This window comes from Candidatus Methylomirabilota bacterium (assembly GCA_035315345.1).
Lineage (GTDB): Bacteria > Methylomirabilota > Methylomirabilia > Rokubacteriales > CSP1-6 > CAMLFJ01.
Genome location: DATFYA010000104.1, coordinates 1 through 20,877 on the forward strand (window position 1 = coordinate 1; position 20,877 = coordinate 20,877).

The window sequence follows — 20,877 nt, forward strand, 5'->3', positions numbered from 1 at the left end:
TCGGCAACATCAGCAGGCCCAGCACGAACGCAGATACCGCGACCCACGCCACAACCGCCACCCGAATCATGAAAGTGTGTTCGCGCGGCCCAGAGGTATTCTTGATACTGAAATAGGTCCCGACGGCACCGCCCAACACCCCCAGCACCGTGCCAACTAGCCCACCGATGAGTCCCGGCTCCACTATCTGGCCTCTGTGTCGTTCTAACGCAATGCTCAGCGGCCAAAGGCGAGCAACGCGAGCCGTGGTCCGCTGGAGCAGGTAGTTCGAAGGCCGAACTCTCCGGGGATCATTCAATTACCTGGTCCGCTCGCGCGATCAGAGCTGGCGGGATCGCGAGCCCAAGGGTTTCGGCGGTTCTGCGGTTGATGACGAACTCAAACTTCGTCGGTTGCTCAACGGGTAAGTCCGCCGGCTTGGCGCCCTTGAGGATCCGATCCGCATACATCGCCGCGCGGCGATATACGTCGACCAGGCTCGGCCCGTACGCCATCAGTCCCCCGGCGTCCACGAAGCGTCTGTCAGTGTACATCGCCGGAAGCCGCAGCTTGGTAGCGACGTTCAGAATCTCGGTCTGATGACGGATCGTGAAGGGCTGAGCCGTCACAATGAGTGCCTGGGCTCGCCCCGTCTCGGCGGCCTGAAGGGTCCCCGGGACCTCGGCCGGATCCCGAACGGCCAAGCTTAGGAGGACAAGTCGAAGCGTACGGCTCGCAACCTCGACGCGGCCGAAGGCGAGACTCATGCCGGGGTCGTTCGGACTCCACAGCATGGCAATGCGCGTGAGCCCCGGAACCGCCTCTTTCAGTAGCTCAATCCGCTTACCATCCAGATCCGTATCGAGAAGGCTAAGCCCTGTAACATTGCCGTCCGGTCGAGCCAAGCTTGTCACGATGCCACTCCCAATGGGATCGCCGACAGCAGTCATGACGATGGGGATCGTGGTAGTCGCAGCCTTGGCCACCTGGGTAGCCGGAGTGCCAGCGGACATGATCAGCGCCACGTCCAGGCGCACGAGGTCGGCAGCAAGCTCGGCGGCCCGTTGATTGCTCCCGCCGGCCCAGCGGTATTCCAGGATTATGTTCCGTCCCTCGACGTACCCGAGATCGCGTAGCCCTCTGCGGAAGGCTTCGAGAACCTGGCTGGTTTGTCCGGGCTTCGGCTCGGCCGCATACAGAAGTACACCGATCCTCGGCACCTTACCCGACTGAGCCTCGGCAACGAGCGAACTGGTAAGGATCGCACCGGCGATGATAAACAAATGGACTTTGGACCGAATCGGCATCCTCATGTTCCTCTCAGATCGGAGCGCACGATTCGCGCGTGGCCTCCATTAGCCTGGTCGGCCTGCGAACGTGAAGTATCCAGATCTGGATAGCGAACGAACATTGCGGGCTGGTCAGTCTAACTCGGCGGAGTCGCCGGGCGCTCCGGCGGGACTTGACCTGTTCAACGCGGAGTTTGGTATCACCGCTCTCGGGCTCTCACTGCTACATAGACCGGTATACTTCTCGAAATCTGCCTCCCGGCCCACGATTCCGTGCCGGCGCATCCGGGCTACCCCACCGAGCCCAATCCCAGCTCGGCCAGGATCTCCTTGCGGTGCTGGTCGAGCGAGGGCGCGATCGCGCGCGGGGTGCCCGCGGAAAGCGGCGGCAGGCCGGGCACGCTCGGCACGGGCACGCGGCCGATGCCCGGCTGCTCGATCCAGGTCACCGCGCCGGTGGCTTTCACGTGAGGGTCGTCGAGGAACTCGAGGTAGGTGTTCACGCGCTGGTGCATGAGCCGCGCGGCCCGCAGCCGCGCGGAGAGATCGGCCACGGGGCGGCGGGCGAAGGCGGGCTCGAGTAGCGCGTTGAGGGCGGCCACGTTGGCGAAGCGCAGGTCGTTGGTGGCGAAGCGGGGGTCGCCCTTGGCGGCGGGAATTTCCAGCGCGTCGCAGAGCACCGGGAAGTCGACGTCGCGCAGGATCGTCAGGTTGATCCACCCGTCGCTGGCCCGGAAGGTGCCGGACGGGGTGAGGCCGGGCTGCGGCTTACCGCCTTCCAGGCGGTGCTGGATCATCGACACGGTCTGGATCGTCGCGCCCCCGCGCAGCAGGCTCGACTCGATGTAGCGGCCGCGCGGCTCGTCGCGCCGCGCGTAGAGGGCCACCGCCATCGCCTGGAAGCCGGCGAGCGCGGTGGCCATGTCCATCACGATCACCGGCACGCGATGCGGGATGCCGTCGGGGCCGCGGTTCATCGACATGAGCCCGGTGTAGGCCTGGAACACGGTGTCCACCGCGGGCCGCTCCGCGTCGGGGCCGGTCTGCCCGAAGCCCGACACGGAGAGATAGATGATGCGCGGATTGATCGCCTCGACGTCCGGATAGCCGACGCCCAGCCGCGCCGCGACCCCGGGACGAAACGATTCGAGGAACACGTCCGCGGCGGACACGAGGCGGCGGAGGATGCCGCGGTCCTCCTCGGCCTTCAGATCGAGCACGATCGAGCGCTTGCCGAGGTTCGCCGCTATGGCGAAGGCGGTCAGGTCGCCGTAGCGCTTGCCAAGGCCGCGGGACCAGTCGCCCTCGGGCGGCTCGACCTTGATGACATCGGCGCCGTACTGCGCGAGCAGCATGGCCGAGTACGGCCCCGCGATGCCCTGGCTCAGGTCCACCACCTTGAGTCCGGCGAACGGCGCGTCGTAGCTCATCGGCTGCTTTCCTCCGGGACGCGGGCTGGGTGATAATGGCGCCCGCCGATCATACCCGAGGGAGGAACGTCATGCTCAAGGTCGAGAAGCCGCAGGACTTGCTGCAGCACGTGGGCAAGGAGCTTGGCCCGTCCGAGTGGCTCACCGTCACGCAGGAGATGATCGACAAGTTCGCCGACGCCACCGGCGATCACCAGTGGATCCACGTGGACGTGGAGCGGGCCAAGAAGGAGCTGCCCGGCGGCAAGACCATCGCCCACGGCTACCTGACGCTATCGCTCCTCCCCCGGCTGGCGCCCACCCTCATGTCCGTCGAGAAGCGGCGGCGCGGGCTGAACTACGGGTCGAACCGGATCCGGTTCACCGCGCCGGTGCCCGCGGGCGCGCGCATCCGGCTGAAGCAAAAGCTGGTGAAGGTGGAGCCGGTGGAGGACAACGGCTTCCGCGTCACCAGCGAGATGACCATGGAGGTCGAGGGCAACGCGCGGCCGGCGATGGTCGCGGAGACGCTGAGCATCGTGTACGCGTAGTAGCATTCGGAGGGGGCCGTCGAGGCCCCCTCCGAACCTCTCCCTTCGAAAGAGATTGTGCCGGCGAAGCCGGCGCTCGATCGCGCGGCTATCGCGCGCCGGTAATCCTGGCGCGGAGGTCGGCGACCTGCTGGTGGAACGGGGTGCTCGGCCCCGCGGTCATCGGCGTGCTCTCGGCGAGACCGGTGATGAGCTGCACCATGATCGGGCCGTCCTCGCCAAGGAAGCCGGGCAGCCGTTTCGTGAATTCGTCGAGGCTGGTGATCGTGTAAGCGTTGCGGTAGCCCGCCGCCTTCGCCATCGCCGCGAAGTCCACCCCCGGCCCGCCCGGCGTCTCCTGCGAGCCCGAGGTGTGGTACACCCCGTTCTTGAACAGCAGGTGCGTGAAGTTGCGCGGGGCCGCGCCCGCGATGGTGGCGAGCGAGCCCAGCTGCATCAGCAGCGAGCCGTCGCCGTCGAAGACGATCACCCGCCGATCGGGCGCGCCCAGGGCCAGCCCGAGGCCCATGGCGGCGGCGCCGCCCATGAAGCCCACGCACCCGACCGAGAGATCGCCGGGGGCGAGCTTGCGCCACGCCGGCCCGGTGGTCATGGTGGGGACGCAGATGGCGCCGCCGCGCGCCGCCGCGATCGCCGCGAGCACCTCCTCCGGCTTCATCATCACGCGGTCTCCAGCCCGACCAGCACCGCGGCGGGCCCGCTCCGCTCGCGGCTCTTCCGGTAGTACTCGGGGATCAGCTTGACGTCGTCGGGGCCCTCCATCCGCGCGTGGGGGATGCCGAAGACGTCGAGCAGCGGCTCGGCGAAGCGGACCATGGAGTGGCGCGAATCCTTCGGATCGCGGTCCTTCTCGCGCTGGAGCAGGCCGATCATGTAGAAGATCGGCACCTTGCCGTCCATCGAGATGCCGCGGATGGTGTTCACGCTCGCGTAGAGGCCGGCGTGCTGGATCATCACGATCACCGGCTCGCCGGTCATGTACAGCCCCGCCGCCACCGCGTTGGCGTCGTCCTCGGTCGAGCAGGTGATGACCCGCAGGCTGCGCTCCTTGTCGAGCGCGGCGAGCACCGTCTTCTGGTGCGTGTCCGGGACGCTGATGATCCAGCCGAGCGGATCCTGCCGGGCGTTGCCCCGGCGCTCCGCCTGGAAGATCTCCTTGAACGCGTCGATGATGAGCGACGACGGAACCGACTCGGGCATCGCGACCTCCTCCTGGATTGAGCGGCTGAGCCGCCGGACAGGCGGAGAGTCTGCCACAGGACGCCGCCGCGCGAAAGCGCTGCGTCCCGGCCCGCCGCGTCGTGACTCGCGTGGTACGCTGAATTCGAGCCACTCTCGATCGGACGCCGCAATCATGACTGCTCATCGCACGCTCCCCGATCTGTTCCGGGAGCCGGATCGGCGCCACCCCCTCTGGCTCCGGATCCTCTTCCTGGCCGCCGCCGTGCTGTGCTTCGCGGCCGGCGTGGTCGGCTGGCTGATCCCGGTGGTCACCGGCCTGCCGTTCTACGCGATCGGGCTCGTGTTCCTCGGTCTGGCCAGCGAGCGGGTCCGTCGCGCGGTGAACCGCCTCGAGCGCCGCCTCGCCGAGAGCACGCGGCGCAAGATCCGGAGCCTGCTCGCCCGGATCCCGGGCTCGTGGCTGCGTCGCCTCATCCATATTCCGGACGAAGTCACCTAAGATAGCGGCATGCTCGCTCGACTCGGCGGGGCGGCCCTGCTCGCCGGCCTGCTGGTCATCCCGGCCGTCTCCCTGGCCGCCGACGCCGACGAAGGCCAGACCCTCGACATCCGACGGCTCAGCCCGGACCAGCGCCGCCGGCTGCTGGCCGGCGAGACCGTCATCTACGCGGTGCCCGAGACGACCGACGTGCAGCTGGGCGCCGGCGTCGCCATGTACCTGCCGGTGGCCCTCGCCCGCGTCGCCGAGATGCTGACCAGTCCCGACCTGGTGCTGCGCGATTCCAGCATCACCGCCTCCGGGCCGATTCCCGCCGACGCCACGCCCCTCGCGCTGCGCGGCTTCACCCTCGGGGGCGGCGAGATCGGCGAAGCCCAGGAGGTGCTGGAGGCGTCGCCGGGCCCCCGCTTCAACCTGTCCACTGCCGAGATCGAGGCGTTCCACGCCGCGCGCGCCCGCGTGCGCCCGGGAGATCGCGGCTCGGTCCTCGAGGCGGCGGCGAGCCAGTGGCGCGTCGTCCTGCTGCAGCGCGCGCAGGCCTTCCGCGCGCGCGGGCTCGAGGGCGTCGCCCCCTACGCGCGCCGCGGCGGCAGCGCCGATCCGGCCGCACTCCTGCGAGCCGCCGCGGACGATGCCCGCATCGCCACGTCGGTGGCCCCGCGGCTCGGCGCCGAGCTGCTTGTGTTTCCGGCCGATCAGAGTCCCACCGCGACCAGCCACTTCTACTGGGTGAGGCGCCAGGTCCAGAGCCGCCCCGACCCGATCGTCATCCATCACCTGACCGACGTGACCGGCGCCCGGGCCCTCTACGTGGAGCGGCAGATCTACGTCGGCCACACCTACGACGCGAGCCAGATCCTCTGCGTGGCGGTGCCCTACGAGGACGGAGTGGTGATCCTGTCGAGCAATCGTGTCGCCACCGAGCAGGTCACCGGCCTCGGCGCCGACATGAAGAAGCTGATCGGCCGCCGCCAGCTCCGCGGCGAGATCCTCAAGCGCTTCGACCGCATTCGCGCCGCGTTCGTGCGGCCGGCGCCGCCGGTGCGGGTGGAGAGCCCGTAGGGCCCTAGTCGCCCAGCACGCGGCGACGGAGCAGGCGCAGGTTGAGCGGCACCAGCGTGGCCAGCAGCAGCACCGACAGCCCGACCACCGCGCCCAGGTGGCCGAGCACCGGGCCGCCGATGAGGATCCCCCGGAAGCACTGGGCCAGATGGTAGAGCGGATTGACTGCGTTGAGCGCGACCAGCACCGGATGCTCGAGCGGGAAGTAGGTCGACGACAGCAGCCCCATCGGCAGCACGAGCAGGAACACGGGCAGATTCATGTGGTCGATCGTCGGCATCAGCGCGGTGAAGCAGAGCCCGAGCGCGGCGAACCCGCACCCGGCCACGAACACGAGCGGCAGCAGCAGCGGCAGACGCCCCACCCGCATGTGGAGCAGGCCGGTCAGGTCGAAGCCGGCCAGCACCGCGGCCACGATCACCACGTACATGGTGGCGAGCAGGCCGGCCCACAGCACCTCGCCCCAGACCACGTGCCGCAGCTCCACCTGGGTGGTGAGCTGTCCCTCCCACGTGCGCTGATAGCGCATGCGGATGAAGGCGGCGAACAGCGACTGGAAGACCGCGGTCATGAACGTGGCGTAGGCGAGCAGGCCGGGCGCGATGTAGGTCATGTACTCGATCGGGCGGCCCTGCCAGGTCAGGCTCGCCACGTAGCCGCCGAGCCCGACGCCGAACGCCACCAGCATGGTCACCGGCTCGAGCGCGGGCGGCAGGAACGCGGTGTGCCAGTTGCGCAGGTAGACGCGCAGGTGGCGGGAGACCACCGCACGGCTCTGCCACTCCACCGCGGCGACCAGCCAGCTCACGGGGAGAGCGAGAGCTTGAGGAAGAGGTCGTCGAGCGTGGGCACGCGCACCTCGTAGCGCAGCGACGGGAAGGCGCGCGCGAACTCGGCCAGCTCCTCGCCCGAGACCGGCACGTGCAGGGCGCCCAGCACGCTCGCCGGCTCGCCGCGGCCGTGCGCGCCGAGCCACACCGCGATCGCGTCGCGGTTCGTCGCGGCCACCACCACCACGTGCTCGCCGACCAGGTCGCCCAGCACGCCCTTGGCGCTTCCGCGCGCCACCACCCGGCCGTGGGCCAGCACGGTGAGCGCGTCGCTGAGCCGCTCCGCCTCGTCCATGTAGTGCGTGGTGAGGATGACGCCGAGGCCCTCGGCCCGCAGGCCGTCGACGAGATCCCACACCCCCATGCGCGCCTGCGGATCGAGGCCGGTGGTCGGCTCGTCGAGGAAGAGCAGGCGCGGGCGGTGCACGAGGGCGCGGGCGATCATGAGGCGGCGCCGGTAGCCGCCGGACAGCGTCTCCGGCTTCTGGCGCGCGTAGCCGGCCAGGTCGAACCGCTCCAGCAGCTCGGCGACGCGCCCGGCGAGACCGGACGGCCGGGGGCGAAAGTAGCCGGCGGCCACCGTCAGGTTCTGCTCGACGGTGAAGTCGCCGTCGAACGTGTCGTCCTGCGTGCACACGCCGATCGAGCGCTTGGCCCGCACCAGGTCGCGGCCCAGCTCGACGCCGTCCACCAGGATCCGACCGTCGTCGGGACGCAGGAACCCGTAGAGCATGCGGAGAGTCGTGGTCTTGCCCGCGCCGTTCGGCCCCAGCAGACCCACGATCTGCCGCGTCTCGCAGACGAGGTCCACCCTGTCGACCACGCGTCGGCCGCCGAGGTGCTTGACCAGACCGCGCGCATCGAGCAGCGCCGACATGGCCTCCCGATTGTACCGGGCTTGACAAGTCCGACGCCGGGGGTCAGTGTCTCGGTCGTCCGAGCCCGTGCCAGGAGGAGCCCGCCATGAAGACGAAGCGCTCGCGGAAACCGGCCCGCTCCAAGCGCCCCGCGTCCCGGCGTCCGCGCGCCGCCGCGCGGGCCTCGCGCGATCCGCTGCTCGCTCCGATGCGCGGCGCCGAGCGCCGGGAGATCGGCGGCGTGGTCATCGATACCGCGCCGGCGGCCAACGGCCGAGTCAAGCGCGTGTGCTACCCGCCCGGCTTCCGCTGGTCGGTGCACCTGAAGCACATCGTGAACTCGCCCCTGTGCATGCACGCGCACGTGGGGTTCCTGGCCCGGGGCCGCGTGCGCGGCCAGTACGCGGACGGCTGCTCCTTCGACGTCGCCGCCCCACGCGCGATCGTGATCGAGCCCGGCCACGACGCGTGGGTGGTCGGCAAGAACCCGGCGGTGCTGATCGAGTTCGACACCGAGCGCACCACCGCCGAGCGCTTCGGCCTGCCCGAGGCGCACCGTCACGCCTGACCCTCCGTCCAGATCGGGAGCGCCCATGACCTCCGGACTCGAAGACAGGTTCCAGACGCTGCACGAGATCGTCCGCGCCGCCCGCATGAACCTGGCCCCCGGCCCGTGGGACTACCTGGTGGGCGGCACCGAGACCGAGACCACCCTGCGCCGCAACCGTCTCGGCATCGACAGCCTCGCCTTCCGCCCGCGCGTGCTCCGCGACGTCTCGCGCATCGACACGGGCACCAGCTTGTTCAAGCGGCGGCTGCGTATTCCGGTGATGCTGGCCCCGATCGGCTCCATCGAGTCCTTCACCCCGGGCGGCGGCGCCACCGCGGCGAAGGCCTCCGCCGCCTTCGGGGTGCCCCAGATGCTCAGCTCGGCATGCAACCCCGGGCTCGAGGCCACCGCGGCCGCCGCCGACAATTTCCGCATCTTCCAGCTCTACGTGCGCGGCGACGACGCCTTCGTGGACGACCACGTCAAGCGCGCGAAGGATCACGGCTACGCGGTCTTCTGCATGACCGTCGACACCGCGATGTACAGCCGGCGCGAGCGCGACCTGGCCCGGCGCTTCGTCAAGCCGTGGCGGGTGCGCGCCACCGGGCAGGACTTCCAGGCCGCGCTCTCGTGGGACCAGGTCAAGCGCTTCAAGGACCGGCACGATCTCCCGCTCGTCTTGAAGGGCATCGCCACCGCGGAGGACGCCCTGATCGCCTGCGACCTGGGCGTCGACGGCGTCTACGTCTCCAACCACGGCGGGCGTCAGCTCGACCACGGCCGCGGCTCGATCGAGGTGCTGCCCGAGGTGGTGAAGGCGGTGGCCGGCCGCTCCACCGTCATCGTGGACGGCGGCTTCATGCGCGGCACCGACGTGGTCAAGGCCATCGCGCTGGGCGCGCAGGTGGTCGGGCTCGGGCGTCTCTCCTGCCTCGGGCTGGCCGCGGCCGGCGAGGAGGGCCTCGTGCGCGCGCTCGAGCTGCTGGAGGACGAGATCCGCATCTGCCTGGGGCTGCTCGGCGTCCACAGCCTCGACATGCTCGAGCCGTCCTACCTGCATCCGGCCACGCCGGTCACGATCCCGCACGTCACCAGCGCGTTCCCGCTGCTCGACCTCGACGACCGGCGCTACTAGCCCGTGCTCGACCTGAAGATCACGGGCGGCCGGCTCATCGACGGCACCGGCGCGCCCGCGCGCCCCGGCGACGTGGGGGTGATCGGCGACGCCATCACCGCGGTGGGCGATCTCTCCCGCGAGCCGGCCGGCCGCACCATCGATGCGAGCGGCCGCACGGTGGCGCCCGGCTTCATCGACATGCACTCGCACTCGGACTGGCGGCTCTGGGACAACCGGCGCGCCGAGTCCAAGATCCGCCAGGGCGTGACCACCGAGGTGGTCGGCAACTGCGGCTTCTCGCCGGCCCCGGTCTCGGATCAATTCCGCGACGAGATGCGGGGCTTCGCCCTCTACCTGCCCGCGGGCATGGACTTCTCCTGGCACACGGTCGGCGAATACCTCGCGCGCTACGAGAGCGAGGGCGTCGCGCTCAACGTCGCGCAGCTGATCGGCCACGGCACGCTCCGCCTCGCCGCCATGGGCTTCGCGCGCCGGCCGCCGACGGCGACCGAGCAGGCGCACATGGAGCGCATGATGGACGAGGCGATGGCCGACGGCGCCTACGGCCTCGCCACCGGCCTCATCTACGCGCCCGGCTCCTACGCGGCCACCGAGGAGATCATCGGCGTCGCGCGCCGGGCGGGCGGACGGCGTGGGTTCTACGCCAGCTACATCCGCGGCGAGGGCGCGACCCTGCTCGACGCGGTGGCCGAGGCGATCCGGGTGGGACGCGAGGGCGGCCTGCCCGTGCAGGTGAGCCACGTGAAGGCGGCGGGACGGCCCAACTGGGGCAAGGTGGCCGACGCGCTGGCCCTCGTCGACGACGCGCGGCGCGAAGGGCTCGACGTGCTGGGCGACGTCTACCCCTACACCGCCTCCAGCACCACGCTGCGCACGCTCCTGCCGGACTGGGCGCTCGAGGGCGGCATCGACGCGATGCTGAAGCGCCTCGCCGATCCCGGAGCCCGCGACCGCATCCGCCGCGAGCTGACCGGCGGCGCCGAGACGCTGCTGCGCGGGCTCGACTGGGCCGACATCATGGTGGCCTACTCGCCGTCACGCCCAGAGGCGCAGGGCCGGCGCATCGCCGAGATCGCGGCCGCGCGGCGGGACGACCCGCTCGACGCCGCCATCGAGCTGATCGTCTCCGAGCAGGGCAAGGGCTACATGATCCTGTTCCAGCTCGACGAGGCCGACCTGCGGCGCGCGCTCGTGCATCCGCACGTCATGGTGGGCTCGGACGGCTCCGCCCTCGCGGCGCAGGGTCCGCTCGCCAGCGGCAAGCCGCATCCGCGCAGCTACGGCACCTTCCCGCGGGTGCTCGGCCGCTACGCGCGCGACGAGCGCGTGCTCTCGCTCGAGACCGCGGTGTGGAAGATGACCGGCCTGCCCGCGCGGCGGCTCGGCCTGCGAGACCGCGGAGTGCTCGCGGCGGGGGCCAGGGCCGACGTGGTGGTGTTCGATCCCGCGACGGTGGCCGACCGCGCGACCTACGAGGACCCGCACCGCTACGCCGCCGGCATCGGCGACGTGATCGTCAACGGCCGCGTGGTCATCGCCGGCGGCGAGCACACCGGTGCTTTGCCGGGCCGCGTGCTGCGCCCGGCGTGAAGCAGATGGGGTCAGGTCTTACATTGCGACATTTTGGCCTCTCGAGGCGACATCGTGGCACCCGACGAAAATGTCGCAATGTAAGACCTGACCCCGGGCCTGACCCCGGGCCGGGTTACACTGACGGCCTACGTCCCGACCCAGGAGGAGCGACATGAGCCAGAGCCAGACCGATACCGTGCGCGGGCGCGCGGTGGTGATGCAGCCGCAGGACGGCCCCTCGTACTGGCAGCCCGTGCCCGCCAACGGCCACGCCGACCCGAAGCTCTATCCGGCCCGCACCGGCTTCGCGGGCCACGCCATGGGCTTTCAGTCCATCGCCCCGGGCGGCCGCGTGCGCGAGCACTCGCACGGCGACCAGGTCGAGCTGCAGATCTGCTTCCGCGGCCGCGGGCGCGCGGTGGTGGACGGGGTGAGCCATCCGCTGGTGCCGGGCACCTCCTGCTTCCTCGGCTACGACGTCAAGCACGAGCTGATCAACGAGAGCCCCGACGAGGACCTGGTCATGCTCTGGGTGATCACCCCGCCCGGCCTCGAAGATTTCTTCAAGGCCATCGGCCGGCCGCGGGAGGCCGGGCAGCCCGCGCCCACCCCGTTCGAGCGCCCCACCGACGTGATCGCGATCGAGCGGCGCATGGGCATGAACGACACGCAGTAGCCGTCGCATGCCCCACGTCTCGATCGGCGACGCCCAGATCTATTACGAGGAGCAGGGCCGCGGCCCGGCGCTCATGCTGGTGCCCGGCCTCGGCGGCCAGGGCGCGTTCTGGGCCCCGCAGGTGCGCGACTTCTCCCATGACTTCCGGGTGATCGTGCACGATCATCGCGGCGCGGGGCAGAGCACCCACTCGCGCATCCGGTACTCGGTGGACCAGATGGCGGCCGACACCCTGACGCTCATGGACCGGCTCGGGGTCGAGCGCGCCCACTACGTCGGCCACTCCACCGGCGGCGCGATCGGCCAGACCATCGCCCAGGATCATCCGGATCGGCTGCTGAGCCTCGTGCTCAGCGCCACGTGGCCCGGCCCCGACGCCTACTTCCGCCGCTGCTTCGAGACACGCAAGGAGCTGCTGCTCCACCGCGGCTTCGAGAGCTACTGGCGCGCCTCGGTGGTCATGCTGCGCCCGCCGAAGTGGGTCAGCGAGCACGACGCCGCCCTCGAGGAGGAGATCGCGCGCCTGCGCGCCGCGGCCCCGCCCGCCGAGGTGCTGGCCAGCCGGATCGACGCCATCGTGCGCTTCGACCGGCGCGCGCGGCTGGGTGAGATCCGCTGCCCCACCCTGGTGGTCGTGGCCGGCGACGACGCGCTGACCCCGCCGTTCTACTCGGAGGAGCTGGCGTCCCGGATCCCCGGGGCGAAGCTCGTGGTGCTGCCGACCGGCGGTCACTTCGCTCCCGCCTTGCAGCCCGAGGAGTACAACGCGGCGGTCGGGGGTTTCCTGCGCGCCCACGCCGCCCGATGAAGGCGGCTCATCACCGAGGATTCGAGGTCACCATGTGCCGCAACATCAAGACCCTGCACAACTTCAGACCGCCGGCGACCGACGAGGAGATCCGCGCCTCCGCCCTGCAGTTCGTCCGCAAGCTGAGCGGCTTCACGAAGCCCTCGCGGGCCAATGAGCCGGTGTTCAACCGGGCGGTCGACGACGTCACGCACATCGCGCGCGCCTTGCTCGATTCGCTCGTGACGAGCGCGCCGCCCCGCGACCGCACCGTCGAGGCCTCGAAGGCGCGCGCCCGCACCGCTCTCCGCTTCCGCCCGTCGGACCCGAACGCCCCGAGCTGACGTGACGCCGAGCGTGCCGCGCCCGTGATCACGAGACGCCGCCTGCTCGCGGGAATCGCCATCGGCGGCCTCGCCGCCCCCGCCCGCGGTCGTGCCCAGCCGACGAAGCCGGCGCGAATCGGGCGCCTGTCTCCGCTGTCCGCCGAGGCCGACGACTCGAATCTGGCCGCGTTCCGCCAGGGACTCCGCGAGCTCGGCTGGGTCGAAGGTCAGCATTTCACGATCGAGGCCCGGTTCGCCGATGGGGCAGCCGACCGGCTCGCGTCGCTCGCGGCGGAGCTCGTCGTCCATCTCAAGACCGCCCGGGCGCTGGGCCTGACGATCCCCGCCGCGATCCTCGCGCGAGCGGATCGCGTGGTGGAGTGATCGCGCACGGGCGCGCCGGACTGCCCGACCCTGCTCGACCGGCTCGCGCGCGAGATCGTCCGCCGACGGGGCCCGGACGTGCTCCGTGTCGGCATCGACGGCGTCGACGGCGCGGGCAAGACCACGCTGGCCGACACGCTGGCCGATGCGCTCGAAGCCGCGGGGATCGCGGTGATCCGGGCCTCGGTGGACGGCTTCCACCACCCGCGCGCGGTCCGCTATCGGCTCGGCCGGGAATCGCCGGAGGGCTTCTTTCGCGACTCCTACGACTACCTCGCGTTGCGGCGCCGCCTGCTCGATCCGCTGAGCCCGGGCGGTAGCCTGCGCTATCGTACCGCGGTGTTCGACGCCCGCGCGGACCGCCACGTGGACGCCCCCGAGCAGCAGGCACCCGCCGGCTCTGTCCTGATCGTCGACGGCATCTTCCTCCACCGGCCGGAGCTGCGGGAGTACTGGGACTTCTCGGTCTTCCTGGCCGTGCGGTTCGAGGTCTCGATCCCACGCGGGGCGCAGCGCGGCGAGGGATCGCCCGATCCGCTCGCCCCGGCGAACCGCCGGTACGTGGAGGGCCAGCGGCTCTATCTCCGGGCATGCGACCCGGAGCGTCACGCCACGCTGGTCGTCGACTACGACGACCCGGCCGCGCCGCGCATTCTCTCGGAGAAGCCATGACCGCTCCGCCTTCCGCGCCGGCCGTGAGCTTCCTGGCCGTCCCGGACCGGCTCCGTCGGCACGGGGCGCCGCGCGTCTGGTCGATCGACGCGGAGGCCGGCGTGCTTCGCGTGGCGCCGGAGGCCGCCACCGATTTCTGGCAGAAGACGCACTACGGCTTCGCGGCCGACAACGGGCACTTCCTCCATCTCGACATGGCCGGCGATCTCGTGCTCTCGACTGGCGTGCGCTTCCAGCCGGTGCACCGGTACGACCAGGCCGGGCTGATGATCCGGGTGTCGGCGGCCTGCTGGCTCAAGACGTCGGTCGAGCACGAGCCGGGGGAGCCGGGCCGGCTGGGGGTCGTGGTCACCAATCAGGGCTATTCCGACTGGTCCACCCAGTCGTTCCCCGCGTCGGACCGCGCGGTCTGGCTGCGCGTGCGACGCGAGGGAACGGACTACCTCGTCGACGCGTCTCGCGACGGCCGGGCGTGGGAGCAGATCCGCATGGCGCGGCTGCTGGAGGATCGCGAGGGCGCGCCGGTCGCCGCGGGAGCGTACGCGTGCAGCCCGAAGGGCGCCGGCTTCGTGGCGGAGTTCACCCACCTGACCATCACGCCGGGGCGCGCGCGATGAGCGGGCGCTCCGTCGGGCTCGCGGTCCTTCTCATCGCGAGCGCGGTCGCCACCGCCACCGCCCAGGTGCCGCCCTCGCCGGGCGAGCAGTCGCGCTACACCGGCCTGCTCGCCGCGGCCGCGCGGGGCGACGCGGCGGAGATCCGCGCGCTGACCGCGGGCGGCGCGAGCCCCGACGTCCGCGACGGCTACCAGCGGACGCCGCTGCACGTGGCCGCCTACCACCGCCATCAGGAGGCGATGCGCGCGCTGGTCGCGGCCGGCGCGAATCCCAACGCGCTCGAGCACGACCGGTACGACATCGTCACGATCGCGGCGGTGGCCAACGACGCGCCGACGCTCGAGGCGGCCCTGGCCCTCGGGACGAGCGCGAAGAACGTGACCAGCCGCTACGACGGGACCGCCCTGATCGCGGCCGCGCATCTGGGCCACGCCGAGGTCGTGCGCACCCTCATCCGCGCCGGCGCCCCGCTCGATCACGTCAACAACCTGGGCTGGACTGCGCTGATCGAGTCGATCGTGCTCGGCGACGGCGGCCCTCGCCACACCGACACCCTGCGGGCGCTGGTCGAGGCGGGGGCGAACCCGAACCTGGCGGACCGGAGCGGTCAGACCCCGCTCGCGCTGGCCCGCGCGCGCGGCTACGGATCCATGATCCGCCTGCTCCAGCAGGCGGGCGGGCGCTGAGCGCGGGGCGTCCGCCTTGTCGAGAGCGGGCCGGGATGGGAAGGTAGGCGGGTGATCTTGCGGGTCGCCCTGCTCCATCTCGCGCCGATTCCGGGGGATGTCGCGCACAACCGGCGACTCGTCGAGACCGCGCTGGTCGCCGCCGCGGGCGACGGCGCGCAGTGCATCATCACCCCCGAGTTCTGCGTGAGCGGCTTCACGTTCGCGGACCGGATCGGCACCGAGTGGATCCGCGAGCAGCCGGATCCGTGGATGGCCGGCTTCCGCCGCCGCGTGGCCGACCTCGGCGTGACCGTGTTCCTCTCCCATCCGGAGCGCGACGCGCGGACCGGCGCGCTGCACAACTCGGTCTTCGTGATCGGGCCCGACGGCGCGATCCTCGGCACCCACCGGAAGATCAACACGCTGCGCGTCGGCTCCGAGGCCTGGTCGACGCCGGGCGACGAGGTGGCCGCGATCGAGGCGGCGCCGCTGGGACGCGTGGGCGTGCTGGTCTGCGCCGACGCCTGCTCGCCCTGGATCGCCAAGAGCCTCGCGGCCCAGGGAGCGCGGCTGCTCGTCTCCTCCGCCGCGTGGGCACCCGGGATGCACGGTCCCAACGGGGAGTGGGAGCACTGCACGCTCGACACCGGCCTGCCGCTCGTGGTCTGCAACCGCACCGGCCCCGACCAGACCATGAGCTTCGCCGCGGCGGAGAGCGTGGTCGTCGCGGGCGGGCGGAAGCTCCTGTCGCTGCGCTCGGAGCGCTCGGCCATCTTCGTGATCGACTGGGACGCCGAGGCCCACCGCCTGGCCGGCGAGTCTTGCCGGCGAATCGATCTGTGATGAAGCCAAGCACGGGCATGGTGCGGGACGGCCGCCCGGGAGACGAGTGATGCTCTACATGGTGATCGAGTACTTCAACGCCGGCGCGGCGCCCGACATCTACCGGCGGGCGCGCGACCTGGGCCGCCAGCTGCCGCCCGGCCTCGAGTACGTGGACAGCTGGGTCGACCTCGACTACGTCCGCTGCTTCCAGCTGATGCGCACCGAGGACCGCTCGCTCTTCGACACGTGGACGAAAGCGTGGGCCGATCTCTGCCACTTCGAGATCATCCCGGTGCGCACCTCGGCCGAGACCGCGCGCAGCCTCGCGGACCGCCTGTCCGCCGCGGACTCCACGTGAGGGCGGCCCGCTGATGCCGGTGGTCGGCGTCGACCACGTGCAGATCGCGATGCCGGCCGGGGGCGAGGCCGAGGCCCGCGCCTTCTACGGCGATTTGCTCGGGATCCCCGAGATCCCGAAGCCGCCGGCGCTCGCCGCGCGGGGCGGGGCCTGGTTCGAGCGCGGGACGCTCAAGATCCATCTGGGCGTGGACCGCGACTTCCGCCCGGCCCGGAAGGCGCACGCGGGCCTCCTGGTCAGCGGGCTCGACGCCCTCGTCGAGCGCCTGCGGGCGGCCGGCCACGCGGTCCTCGACGACGAGCCGCTGGCCGGCTACCAGCGCGTGTACGTCAACGACCCCTTCGGCAACCGCCTCGAGCTGATGGAGCCGCGGCCCTGACGTCGGTCTCGCACGACGGCCGCGAGGCCTACACCGCGGGCAAGGACGACTTCGTGGCCGAGATCGTGCGTCGGCTCGGAGACACGCCTCGCTGAGCACGCCGGCGCGATGGCTCGCCGCGGCCGGGCTGCTGGGCGTGGTGGTAGTCGCCGCGGGCTCGTGGTGGATGGGCACTCGTCTCACCGCGCCCGCGAACCGACCGGTGCCGGTGCCCGCCGACCTCGCGGTCGAGTCGGTGCGTATTCCCGAGGCGAGCGCGGCCGGACTGGCCGCGTGGTGGATGGAAGCGAATCCCGAGCGCGGCGCGGTGGTCCTGCTGCACTCGATCCGGGTCGATCGGCGCAGCATGCTGCCGCGCGCCCGCCTGCTGCTGCGCGAAGGGCTCTCGGTACTCCTGGTCGACCTGCAGGCGCACGGCGAGAGCCCGGGCGAGCGGATCACCCTGGGCTTCCGCGAGTCGGGCAACGCCCGCGCCGCGCTCGCCTGGTTGAAGCATCGGCGGCCGAACGTTCGCGTCGGCGTGATCGGCACGTCACTCGGCGGCGCGGCGGTGCTGCTGGGGCCGCAGCCGGTCGGCGTCGACGCGGTCGTCGTCGAGGCGGTCTACCCCGACATCCGGATCGCGCTCCAGAACCGCGTCCGCCTCCGCCTCGGCCCGCTCGCGCCGGTCCTCGCTCCACTCCTGGTCGCACAGCTGCGCCCCAGGCTCGGCGCCGGACCCGAGGATCTCCGCCCGATCGACGGCATCGCCCGCCTCGGCGCGCCGGTTCTGGTGGTGGCGGGAGAGCTGGACCGACATACGACGCTCGCCGAGTCGAACGCCCTCTTCGCGGCCGCCGCGGCCCCGAAGGAGCTGTGGATCGTCGCCGGCGCGCACCATCAGGACTTCCTCGCCAAGGATCCCGACGGCTATCGCGAGCGCGTCATCGGCTTCCTGCGCCGGCACCTCCGGTCATGACACCACCCGCTTCTCGTAGAGCGCGCTGAGGATCTCGTCCACCGCCGCGCTCGCCCACACGTCGAAGAAGGGCGAGGCCTGCATCGCGGCGAACTCGCGCATCCCGCGGTCCCTCGCCTGGTCGGCGCTCTCGCCGGACCGGGCGGCCTGCTGGTGGCCGCGGATGCGGTCCTTGTGGTAGATGGCCGGGTACTCGATGTAGCGGTGCAGCTCCGCGAAGTCCTTGGTGTAGACGACCACCACCGGCACCGAGGCCCACTCGGCCCCGTCCTTGGCGTTGAGGAACTCGAGCATGATGTCGTGGTTGCCGCCGGGATAGGCGGCCGGGTCCGGACGGCGCTTGCCGAGGATCTTCTGGCCGTCGCGGTTGAAGATGCGCAAGGTCAGCCCGCCCGCCTCGGCCAGGCGCGCCATCATCGGGACGTCGCGCCGGCAGTCCGACGACCAGTCCTCGGAGAGGACCAGGATGTTGGCGGGCCCTCCGGACTGGGCGGCGAGCCACTTGATGGCCGCCACCTGGTAGTCGGCGAGCCGTGCCCGCGCGTACCGATCCCGCAGGACGCCGCTGTTGTCCTTGCGCGCGATCCCGATCGCGCCCCCGTCCGGGTAGTAGCTGCCGAACGCCTCGCGCGCGAGGTTCTCTGGGCTGCCCGCGTACGCCGCGTACTGCTCGAACGTCATGCCCTTGTCGAATCGGTCCGCATTCACGACGCTGCTGGCCATTGGTGTCCTCCTCGCGCTCCCGATGATACGCTGTCGCGCCAGGGAGGAGCCATCTGATGCTGGAGCTGCGTCCGGGCTGCGAGTGCTGCGACCGCGATCTGCCGCCCGATTCCGACGAGGCGCGGGTGTGCTCGTTCGAGTGCACGTTCTGCCGCGCGTGCGCCGAGACGGTGCTGCGCGGGCGCTGCCCGAACTGCGGCGGCGAGCTTCAGCCGCGCCCGCGCCGGCCCGCCGACAAGCTCGCGAAGTATCCGGCCTCCACCGTGCGCGTGCACAGGCCGGCGGGCTGTCGGGGGTAGCGCCGGCGCCGTGATGCCGGCGGTGGCCCGCTCGGCTAGATCGCCACGAGCCCCCGGCGCAGGCCGATGGCCACCGCCTCGGTGCGGCTGCCCGCGCCCAGCTTGTCCAGGATGGACGCCACGTGGAACTTGGCGGTGTGGGTCGAGATGCCGAGCCGCGCCGCGATGATCTTGTTGCCGAGCCCGTCGGCCATCATCCCGAGCACCTCGATCTCGCGACCGGTCAGCGGCTGATCCGGCGCCACGCGGGCCGCCGCGGGCCGCCGCGTGGGGTGCGCGTCGCCGAGCGCATCCGGATGGAGCGCGAGCAGTCCGGCCACCACCGCGTCGATGGCGGCGCGGATCTCCCCCGCCGTGGCGTCGCGGGGCAGCACCGCGCGCACGAGCTCGCGCGCGGCGGCCGCCTCGCGCAGGACGCGGGCCGGGGCCTCGGTCAGCACGATCAGGGCCGCGCGGGCAGCGTCGGCCAGCGCGTCGATGACCGCCGTCACGCGCCCGGCCCCGAGGTCCAGCAGCGCCACGTCGGGCTGCGCCGCCGCCACCTGTCGGGCCAGCGATGCGCCGGACGGGCCCGCGACGAGCCGCAGCCGCCCGCGGGCGCCGGCCACCACGCCCTCGAGGCGCGCCCGCATCGCGGGATCGCGCGACACCAGCAGCACCGCGATCACGCGGTCACCCGCGCCGAGGCTCGCGCGCCCGCACCACGTCCATGACGAAGGCGCGCGCCACCTCGCTCGGCACCGCGAGGGCCAGGCCGCCCACGATCATGGCGTTGAGGCCCACCACCCGGCCGCGCGCGTCGGCCAGCGGGCCGCCCGAGTTGCCGGGCGCCAGCCGCAGGTCCGCGCGGATGACGCGGCCGTCGACGGCGTGCACGAGGCCGGCCGAGAGCGCGCGCGCCAGCCCGAACGGGTTGCCGACCGCGAGCACCACCTCGCCCACCCGCAGGGCGGCGGACGCGCCGATCTCGGCCGCGGGGAGCCCGCTGGCCTCCACGACCAGCGCGGCCAGATCGCGCTCCGGATCGCGCGCCACCAGCCGGGCCGGGCGCGCGCGGCCGTCCCACAGCACGACCGGGACGTCGCCCCGCGCCACGTGCGCGTTGGTGAGGATCAGCCCGTCGGGATGCCAGATGACGCCCGCGCCCACCGGCACTCCCGCGGCGCCCCCCCGGGCCACCGCGCGCGGCCCGCTCCGCACCTCCACCGTGACCCGTGCCAGCGCCGCCGCGGTCGCCGCCGCGGCCATGTCGAGCGACGCCGCGGCCGCCTCGGCGGCCGGGACCGCGCTCATGCCCGCCGCCGCGGCTGCTCGCCCACCGTGATGCGCGCCTCGACGCGCGCGCCCGCGCGGATCACGAGCGCGGTCACCGTCGTGCCGATCCGGTCTCCGCCGAGCCGTTCCTGCACGTCCTCCAGCTCGGCCACCGGCGCGCCGTCGAGCGCGACCAGCACGTCGCCCAGCAGGATCCCGGCCTGCTCCGCCGGGCCGCCCGCCTGCACCGTCACCACGATCAGCCCCATCTCGCCGGGCAGGCCGAGCCGGGTGCGCAGCGCCTCCGGAAGCCCCACCGTCTGCATGCCGAGCCCCAGGTAGCCGCGCGACACGTGCCCCTGGCGCAGCAGGTCGTCGGTCACGCGGGCCACCGTCGTGACCGGCACGGTCAGCCGGCTCTCGCGCGCGAGTCCGGACGTGTTGAGCCCGACCACGCGGCCCGAGGCATCCACCAGCGGCCCGCCGGAGAAGCCGGGATACATGACGAGATCCAGGCGGATGAGGCGATCCACGTCGCCGCCGCTCCAGCTCCGCCAGCGCGGCCCGAGCACGCTGACCACGCCCCAGCTCGCGCGCGGCCCGTGGCCGAGCGCCAATACCATGTGGCCGACCCGCAGCGTCGAGTCGTCGCCGAGCGCCGCGGCGGCGTTGCCCAGCTCGGGCACGCGGAGCACCGCCAGGTCGGTGCCGCGATCGCGGCCGGCCAGGATGGCCGCGAGGGAGCGGCCGTCCGCGTCGGTCACGGTGATGCCGTCCTCGGCGCGCACGGTGTGCTCGGCGGTGACGACGATGCCCGGGCGCCAGTGGATGCCGGTCGACGGCAGCCGATGGCGGCCGTGCACGGCCAGGATCGACGGCGCCGTCCGGGCGACGGCGGCGGCCAGGTCGTTGGAGAGCGACAGCAGAGCGTCCATTCGCGTCCTCCTCACGGGTGAGTCTGGCCCCAGCATGCCGGAGGCGAGATCCGGCGGGTATCCGCCGAATGGCCAGGCCGGGCGGAGGCCGGACGGGC

At 72.1% G+C, this 20,877-nt stretch carries 28 protein-coding genes; 18 read left to right on the forward strand and 10 right to left on the reverse strand.

Annotated features, from left to right (window positions below; translation table 11 throughout):
* Window positions 1-290: 290 nt before the first annotated feature.
* The gene (locus VKN16_13560) at window positions 291-1,292 is read right to left on the reverse strand and encodes an ABC transporter substrate-binding protein (protein ID HME95228.1); all 1,002 of its coding nucleotides are present in this window, start codon (window positions 1,290-1,292) and stop codon (window positions 291-293) included.
* A 266-nt stretch (window positions 1,293-1,558) separates the two neighbouring features.
* Window positions 1,559-2,698 carry a CoA transferase gene (locus VKN16_13565; protein ID HME95229.1) on the reverse strand — a complete coding sequence of 380 codons (1,140 nt, stop codon included), beginning with the start codon at window positions 2,696-2,698 and terminating at the stop codon, window positions 1,559-1,561.
* Window positions 2,699-2,769: 71 nt separating this feature from the next.
* Between VKN16_13565 and VKN16_13570 the strand changes: the two genes are divergently transcribed.
* Window positions 2,770-3,228: a MaoC family dehydratase gene (locus VKN16_13570; GenBank protein ID HME95230.1), complete on the forward strand. Its 459-nt coding sequence runs from the start codon at window positions 2,770-2,772 to the stop codon at window positions 3,226-3,228.
* Window positions 3,229-3,316: 88 nt separating this feature from the next.
* Here the strand turns inward: VKN16_13570 and VKN16_13575 are convergent, their stop codons facing one another.
* Both VKN16_13575 and VKN16_13580 read right to left on the reverse strand, forming a co-directional pair.
* Complete coding sequence (locus VKN16_13575) at window positions 3,317-3,889, reverse strand: thiamine pyrophosphate-dependent enzyme (GenBank protein HME95231.1); 573 nt, start codon at window positions 3,887-3,889, stop codon at window positions 3,317-3,319.
* The gene (locus VKN16_13580; GenBank protein HME95232.1) at window positions 3,889-4,428 is read right to left on the reverse strand and encodes a hypothetical protein; all 540 of its coding nucleotides are present in this window, start codon (window positions 4,426-4,428) and stop codon (window positions 3,889-3,891) included. Before VKN16_13580 ends, VKN16_13575 begins: the two co-directional genes overlap by 1 nt.
* Before the next feature lie 154 nt (window positions 4,429-4,582).
* Here VKN16_13580 and VKN16_13585 point away from each other — a divergent pair, with 154 nt between their 5' ends.
* Together VKN16_13585 and VKN16_13590 are read left to right on the forward strand one after the other, a co-directional pair.
* Entirely contained in the window at window positions 4,583-4,909 is a 327-nt protein-coding gene (locus VKN16_13585) for a hypothetical protein (protein ID HME95233.1), read from the forward strand.
* A gap of 9 nt (window positions 4,910-4,918) precedes the next feature.
* Window positions 4,919-5,971, forward strand: coding sequence for a hypothetical protein (locus tag VKN16_13590; GenBank protein ID HME95234.1), 1,053 nt, complete (start codon window positions 4,919-4,921; stop codon window positions 5,969-5,971).
* 4 nt (window positions 5,972-5,975) lie between these two features.
* Here VKN16_13590 and VKN16_13595 read toward each other — a convergent pair whose 3' ends face one another.
* Window positions 5,976-6,779: an ABC transporter permease gene (locus VKN16_13595; GenBank protein ID HME95235.1), complete on the reverse strand. Its 804-nt coding sequence runs from the start codon at window positions 6,777-6,779 to the stop codon at window positions 5,976-5,978.
* Window positions 6,776-7,678 carry an ABC transporter ATP-binding protein gene (locus tag VKN16_13600; protein HME95236.1) on the reverse strand — a complete coding sequence of 301 codons (903 nt, stop codon included), beginning with the start codon at window positions 7,676-7,678 and terminating at the stop codon, window positions 6,776-6,778. The genes VKN16_13595 and VKN16_13600 overlap by 4 nt, the downstream gene beginning before the upstream one ends.
* A gap of 86 nt (window positions 7,679-7,764) precedes the next feature.
* Here VKN16_13600 and VKN16_13605 point away from each other — a divergent pair, with 86 nt between their 5' ends.
* The 14 genes from VKN16_13605 to VKN16_13670 all read left to right on the forward strand — a co-directional run bounded on the left by VKN16_13605 (window position 7,765) and on the right by VKN16_13670 (window position 17,568).
* On the forward strand, window positions 7,765-8,226 hold the full coding sequence (locus tag VKN16_13605; GenBank protein HME95237.1) for a hypothetical protein: 462 nt from the start codon (window positions 7,765-7,767) through the stop codon (window positions 8,224-8,226).
* A gap of 25 nt (window positions 8,227-8,251) precedes the next feature.
* Window positions 8,252-9,343 (forward strand): alpha-hydroxy acid oxidase, encoded by a 1,092-nt coding sequence (locus tag VKN16_13610; protein ID HME95238.1) that lies wholly within the window; start codon window positions 8,252-8,254, stop codon window positions 9,341-9,343.
* Window positions 9,344-9,346: 3 nt separating this feature from the next.
* A complete protein-coding gene (locus VKN16_13615) occupies window positions 9,347-10,936 on the forward strand; it encodes a D-aminoacylase (GenBank protein HME95239.1) in 1,590 nt (529 codons plus the stop codon).
* Window positions 10,937-11,090: 154 nt separating this feature from the next.
* Window positions 11,091-11,594 (forward strand): cupin domain-containing protein, encoded by a 504-nt coding sequence (locus VKN16_13620; GenBank protein HME95240.1) that lies wholly within the window; start codon window positions 11,091-11,093, stop codon window positions 11,592-11,594.
* A 7-nt stretch (window positions 11,595-11,601) separates the two neighbouring features.
* Window positions 11,602-12,402: an alpha/beta fold hydrolase gene (locus VKN16_13625; protein HME95241.1), complete on the forward strand. Its 801-nt coding sequence runs from the start codon at window positions 11,602-11,604 to the stop codon at window positions 12,400-12,402.
* Window positions 12,403-12,434: 32 nt separating this feature from the next.
* A complete protein-coding gene (locus VKN16_13630; GenBank protein ID HME95242.1) occupies window positions 12,435-12,725 on the forward strand; it encodes a DUF2277 domain-containing protein in 291 nt (96 codons plus the stop codon).
* A gap of 24 nt (window positions 12,726-12,749) precedes the next feature.
* Window positions 12,750-13,091 carry a hypothetical protein gene (locus tag VKN16_13635; protein HME95243.1) on the forward strand — a complete coding sequence of 114 codons (342 nt, stop codon included), beginning with the start codon at window positions 12,750-12,752 and terminating at the stop codon, window positions 13,089-13,091.
* A 78-nt stretch (window positions 13,092-13,169) separates the two neighbouring features.
* A complete protein-coding gene (locus VKN16_13640; GenBank protein ID HME95244.1) occupies window positions 13,170-13,763 on the forward strand; it encodes a uridine kinase in 594 nt (197 codons plus the stop codon).
* Window positions 13,760-14,380, forward strand: coding sequence for a DUF1349 domain-containing protein (locus VKN16_13645; protein ID HME95245.1), 621 nt, complete (start codon window positions 13,760-13,762; stop codon window positions 14,378-14,380). The genes VKN16_13640 and VKN16_13645 overlap by 4 nt, the downstream gene beginning before the upstream one ends.
* Window positions 14,377-15,066, forward strand: coding sequence for an ankyrin repeat domain-containing protein (locus VKN16_13650; GenBank protein ID HME95246.1), 690 nt, complete (start codon window positions 14,377-14,379; stop codon window positions 15,064-15,066). Before VKN16_13645 ends, VKN16_13650 begins: the two co-directional genes overlap by 4 nt.
* A 51-nt stretch (window positions 15,067-15,117) precedes the next feature.
* Window positions 15,118-15,891 carry a carbon-nitrogen hydrolase family protein gene (locus VKN16_13655; protein ID HME95247.1) on the forward strand — a complete coding sequence of 258 codons (774 nt, stop codon included), beginning with the start codon at window positions 15,118-15,120 and terminating at the stop codon, window positions 15,889-15,891.
* Window positions 15,892-15,940: 49 nt separating this feature from the next.
* On the forward strand, window positions 15,941-16,231 hold the full coding sequence (locus VKN16_13660) for a DUF3303 family protein (GenBank protein HME95248.1): 291 nt from the start codon (window positions 15,941-15,943) through the stop codon (window positions 16,229-16,231).
* A gap of 13 nt (window positions 16,232-16,244) precedes the next feature.
* Window positions 16,245-16,610: a VOC family protein gene (locus tag VKN16_13665; protein HME95249.1), complete on the forward strand. Its 366-nt coding sequence runs from the start codon at window positions 16,245-16,247 to the stop codon at window positions 16,608-16,610.
* Between the two features lie 166 nt (window positions 16,611-16,776).
* Entirely contained in the window at window positions 16,777-17,568 is a 792-nt protein-coding gene (locus tag VKN16_13670; protein ID HME95250.1) for an alpha/beta hydrolase, read from the forward strand.
* Here the strand turns inward: VKN16_13670 and VKN16_13675 are convergent.
* A complete protein-coding gene (locus tag VKN16_13675) occupies window positions 17,563-18,291 on the reverse strand; it encodes a thioredoxin family protein (protein ID HME95251.1) in 729 nt (242 codons plus the stop codon). The genes VKN16_13670 and VKN16_13675 overlap by 6 nt on opposite strands.
* 56 nt (window positions 18,292-18,347) lie before the next feature.
* Between VKN16_13675 and VKN16_13680 the strand changes: the two genes are divergently transcribed.
* Window positions 18,348-18,590: a DUF1272 domain-containing protein gene (locus VKN16_13680; protein ID HME95252.1), complete on the forward strand. Its 243-nt coding sequence runs from the start codon at window positions 18,348-18,350 to the stop codon at window positions 18,588-18,590.
* Between the two features lie 35 nt (window positions 18,591-18,625).
* On the opposite strand, the gene VKN16_13685 is transcribed toward VKN16_13680, so the two are convergent.
* The 3 genes from VKN16_13685 to VKN16_13695 are packed head-to-tail and all read right to left on the reverse strand — an operon-like array spanning window position 18,626 to window position 20,779.
* On the reverse strand, window positions 18,626-19,258 hold the full coding sequence (locus tag VKN16_13685) for a response regulator transcription factor (GenBank protein HME95253.1): 633 nt from the start codon (window positions 19,256-19,258) through the stop codon (window positions 18,626-18,628).
* Between the two features lie 4 nt (window positions 19,259-19,262).
* The gene (locus VKN16_13690) at window positions 19,263-19,883 is read right to left on the reverse strand and encodes a trypsin-like peptidase domain-containing protein (protein HME95254.1); all 621 of its coding nucleotides are present in this window, start codon (window positions 19,881-19,883) and stop codon (window positions 19,263-19,265) included.
* Complete coding sequence (locus VKN16_13695) at window positions 19,880-20,779, reverse strand: S1C family serine protease (GenBank protein ID HME95255.1); 900 nt, start codon at window positions 20,777-20,779, stop codon at window positions 19,880-19,882. Before VKN16_13695 ends, VKN16_13690 begins: the two co-directional genes overlap by 4 nt.
* Between the last annotated feature and the right edge of the window lie 98 nt (window positions 20,780-20,877).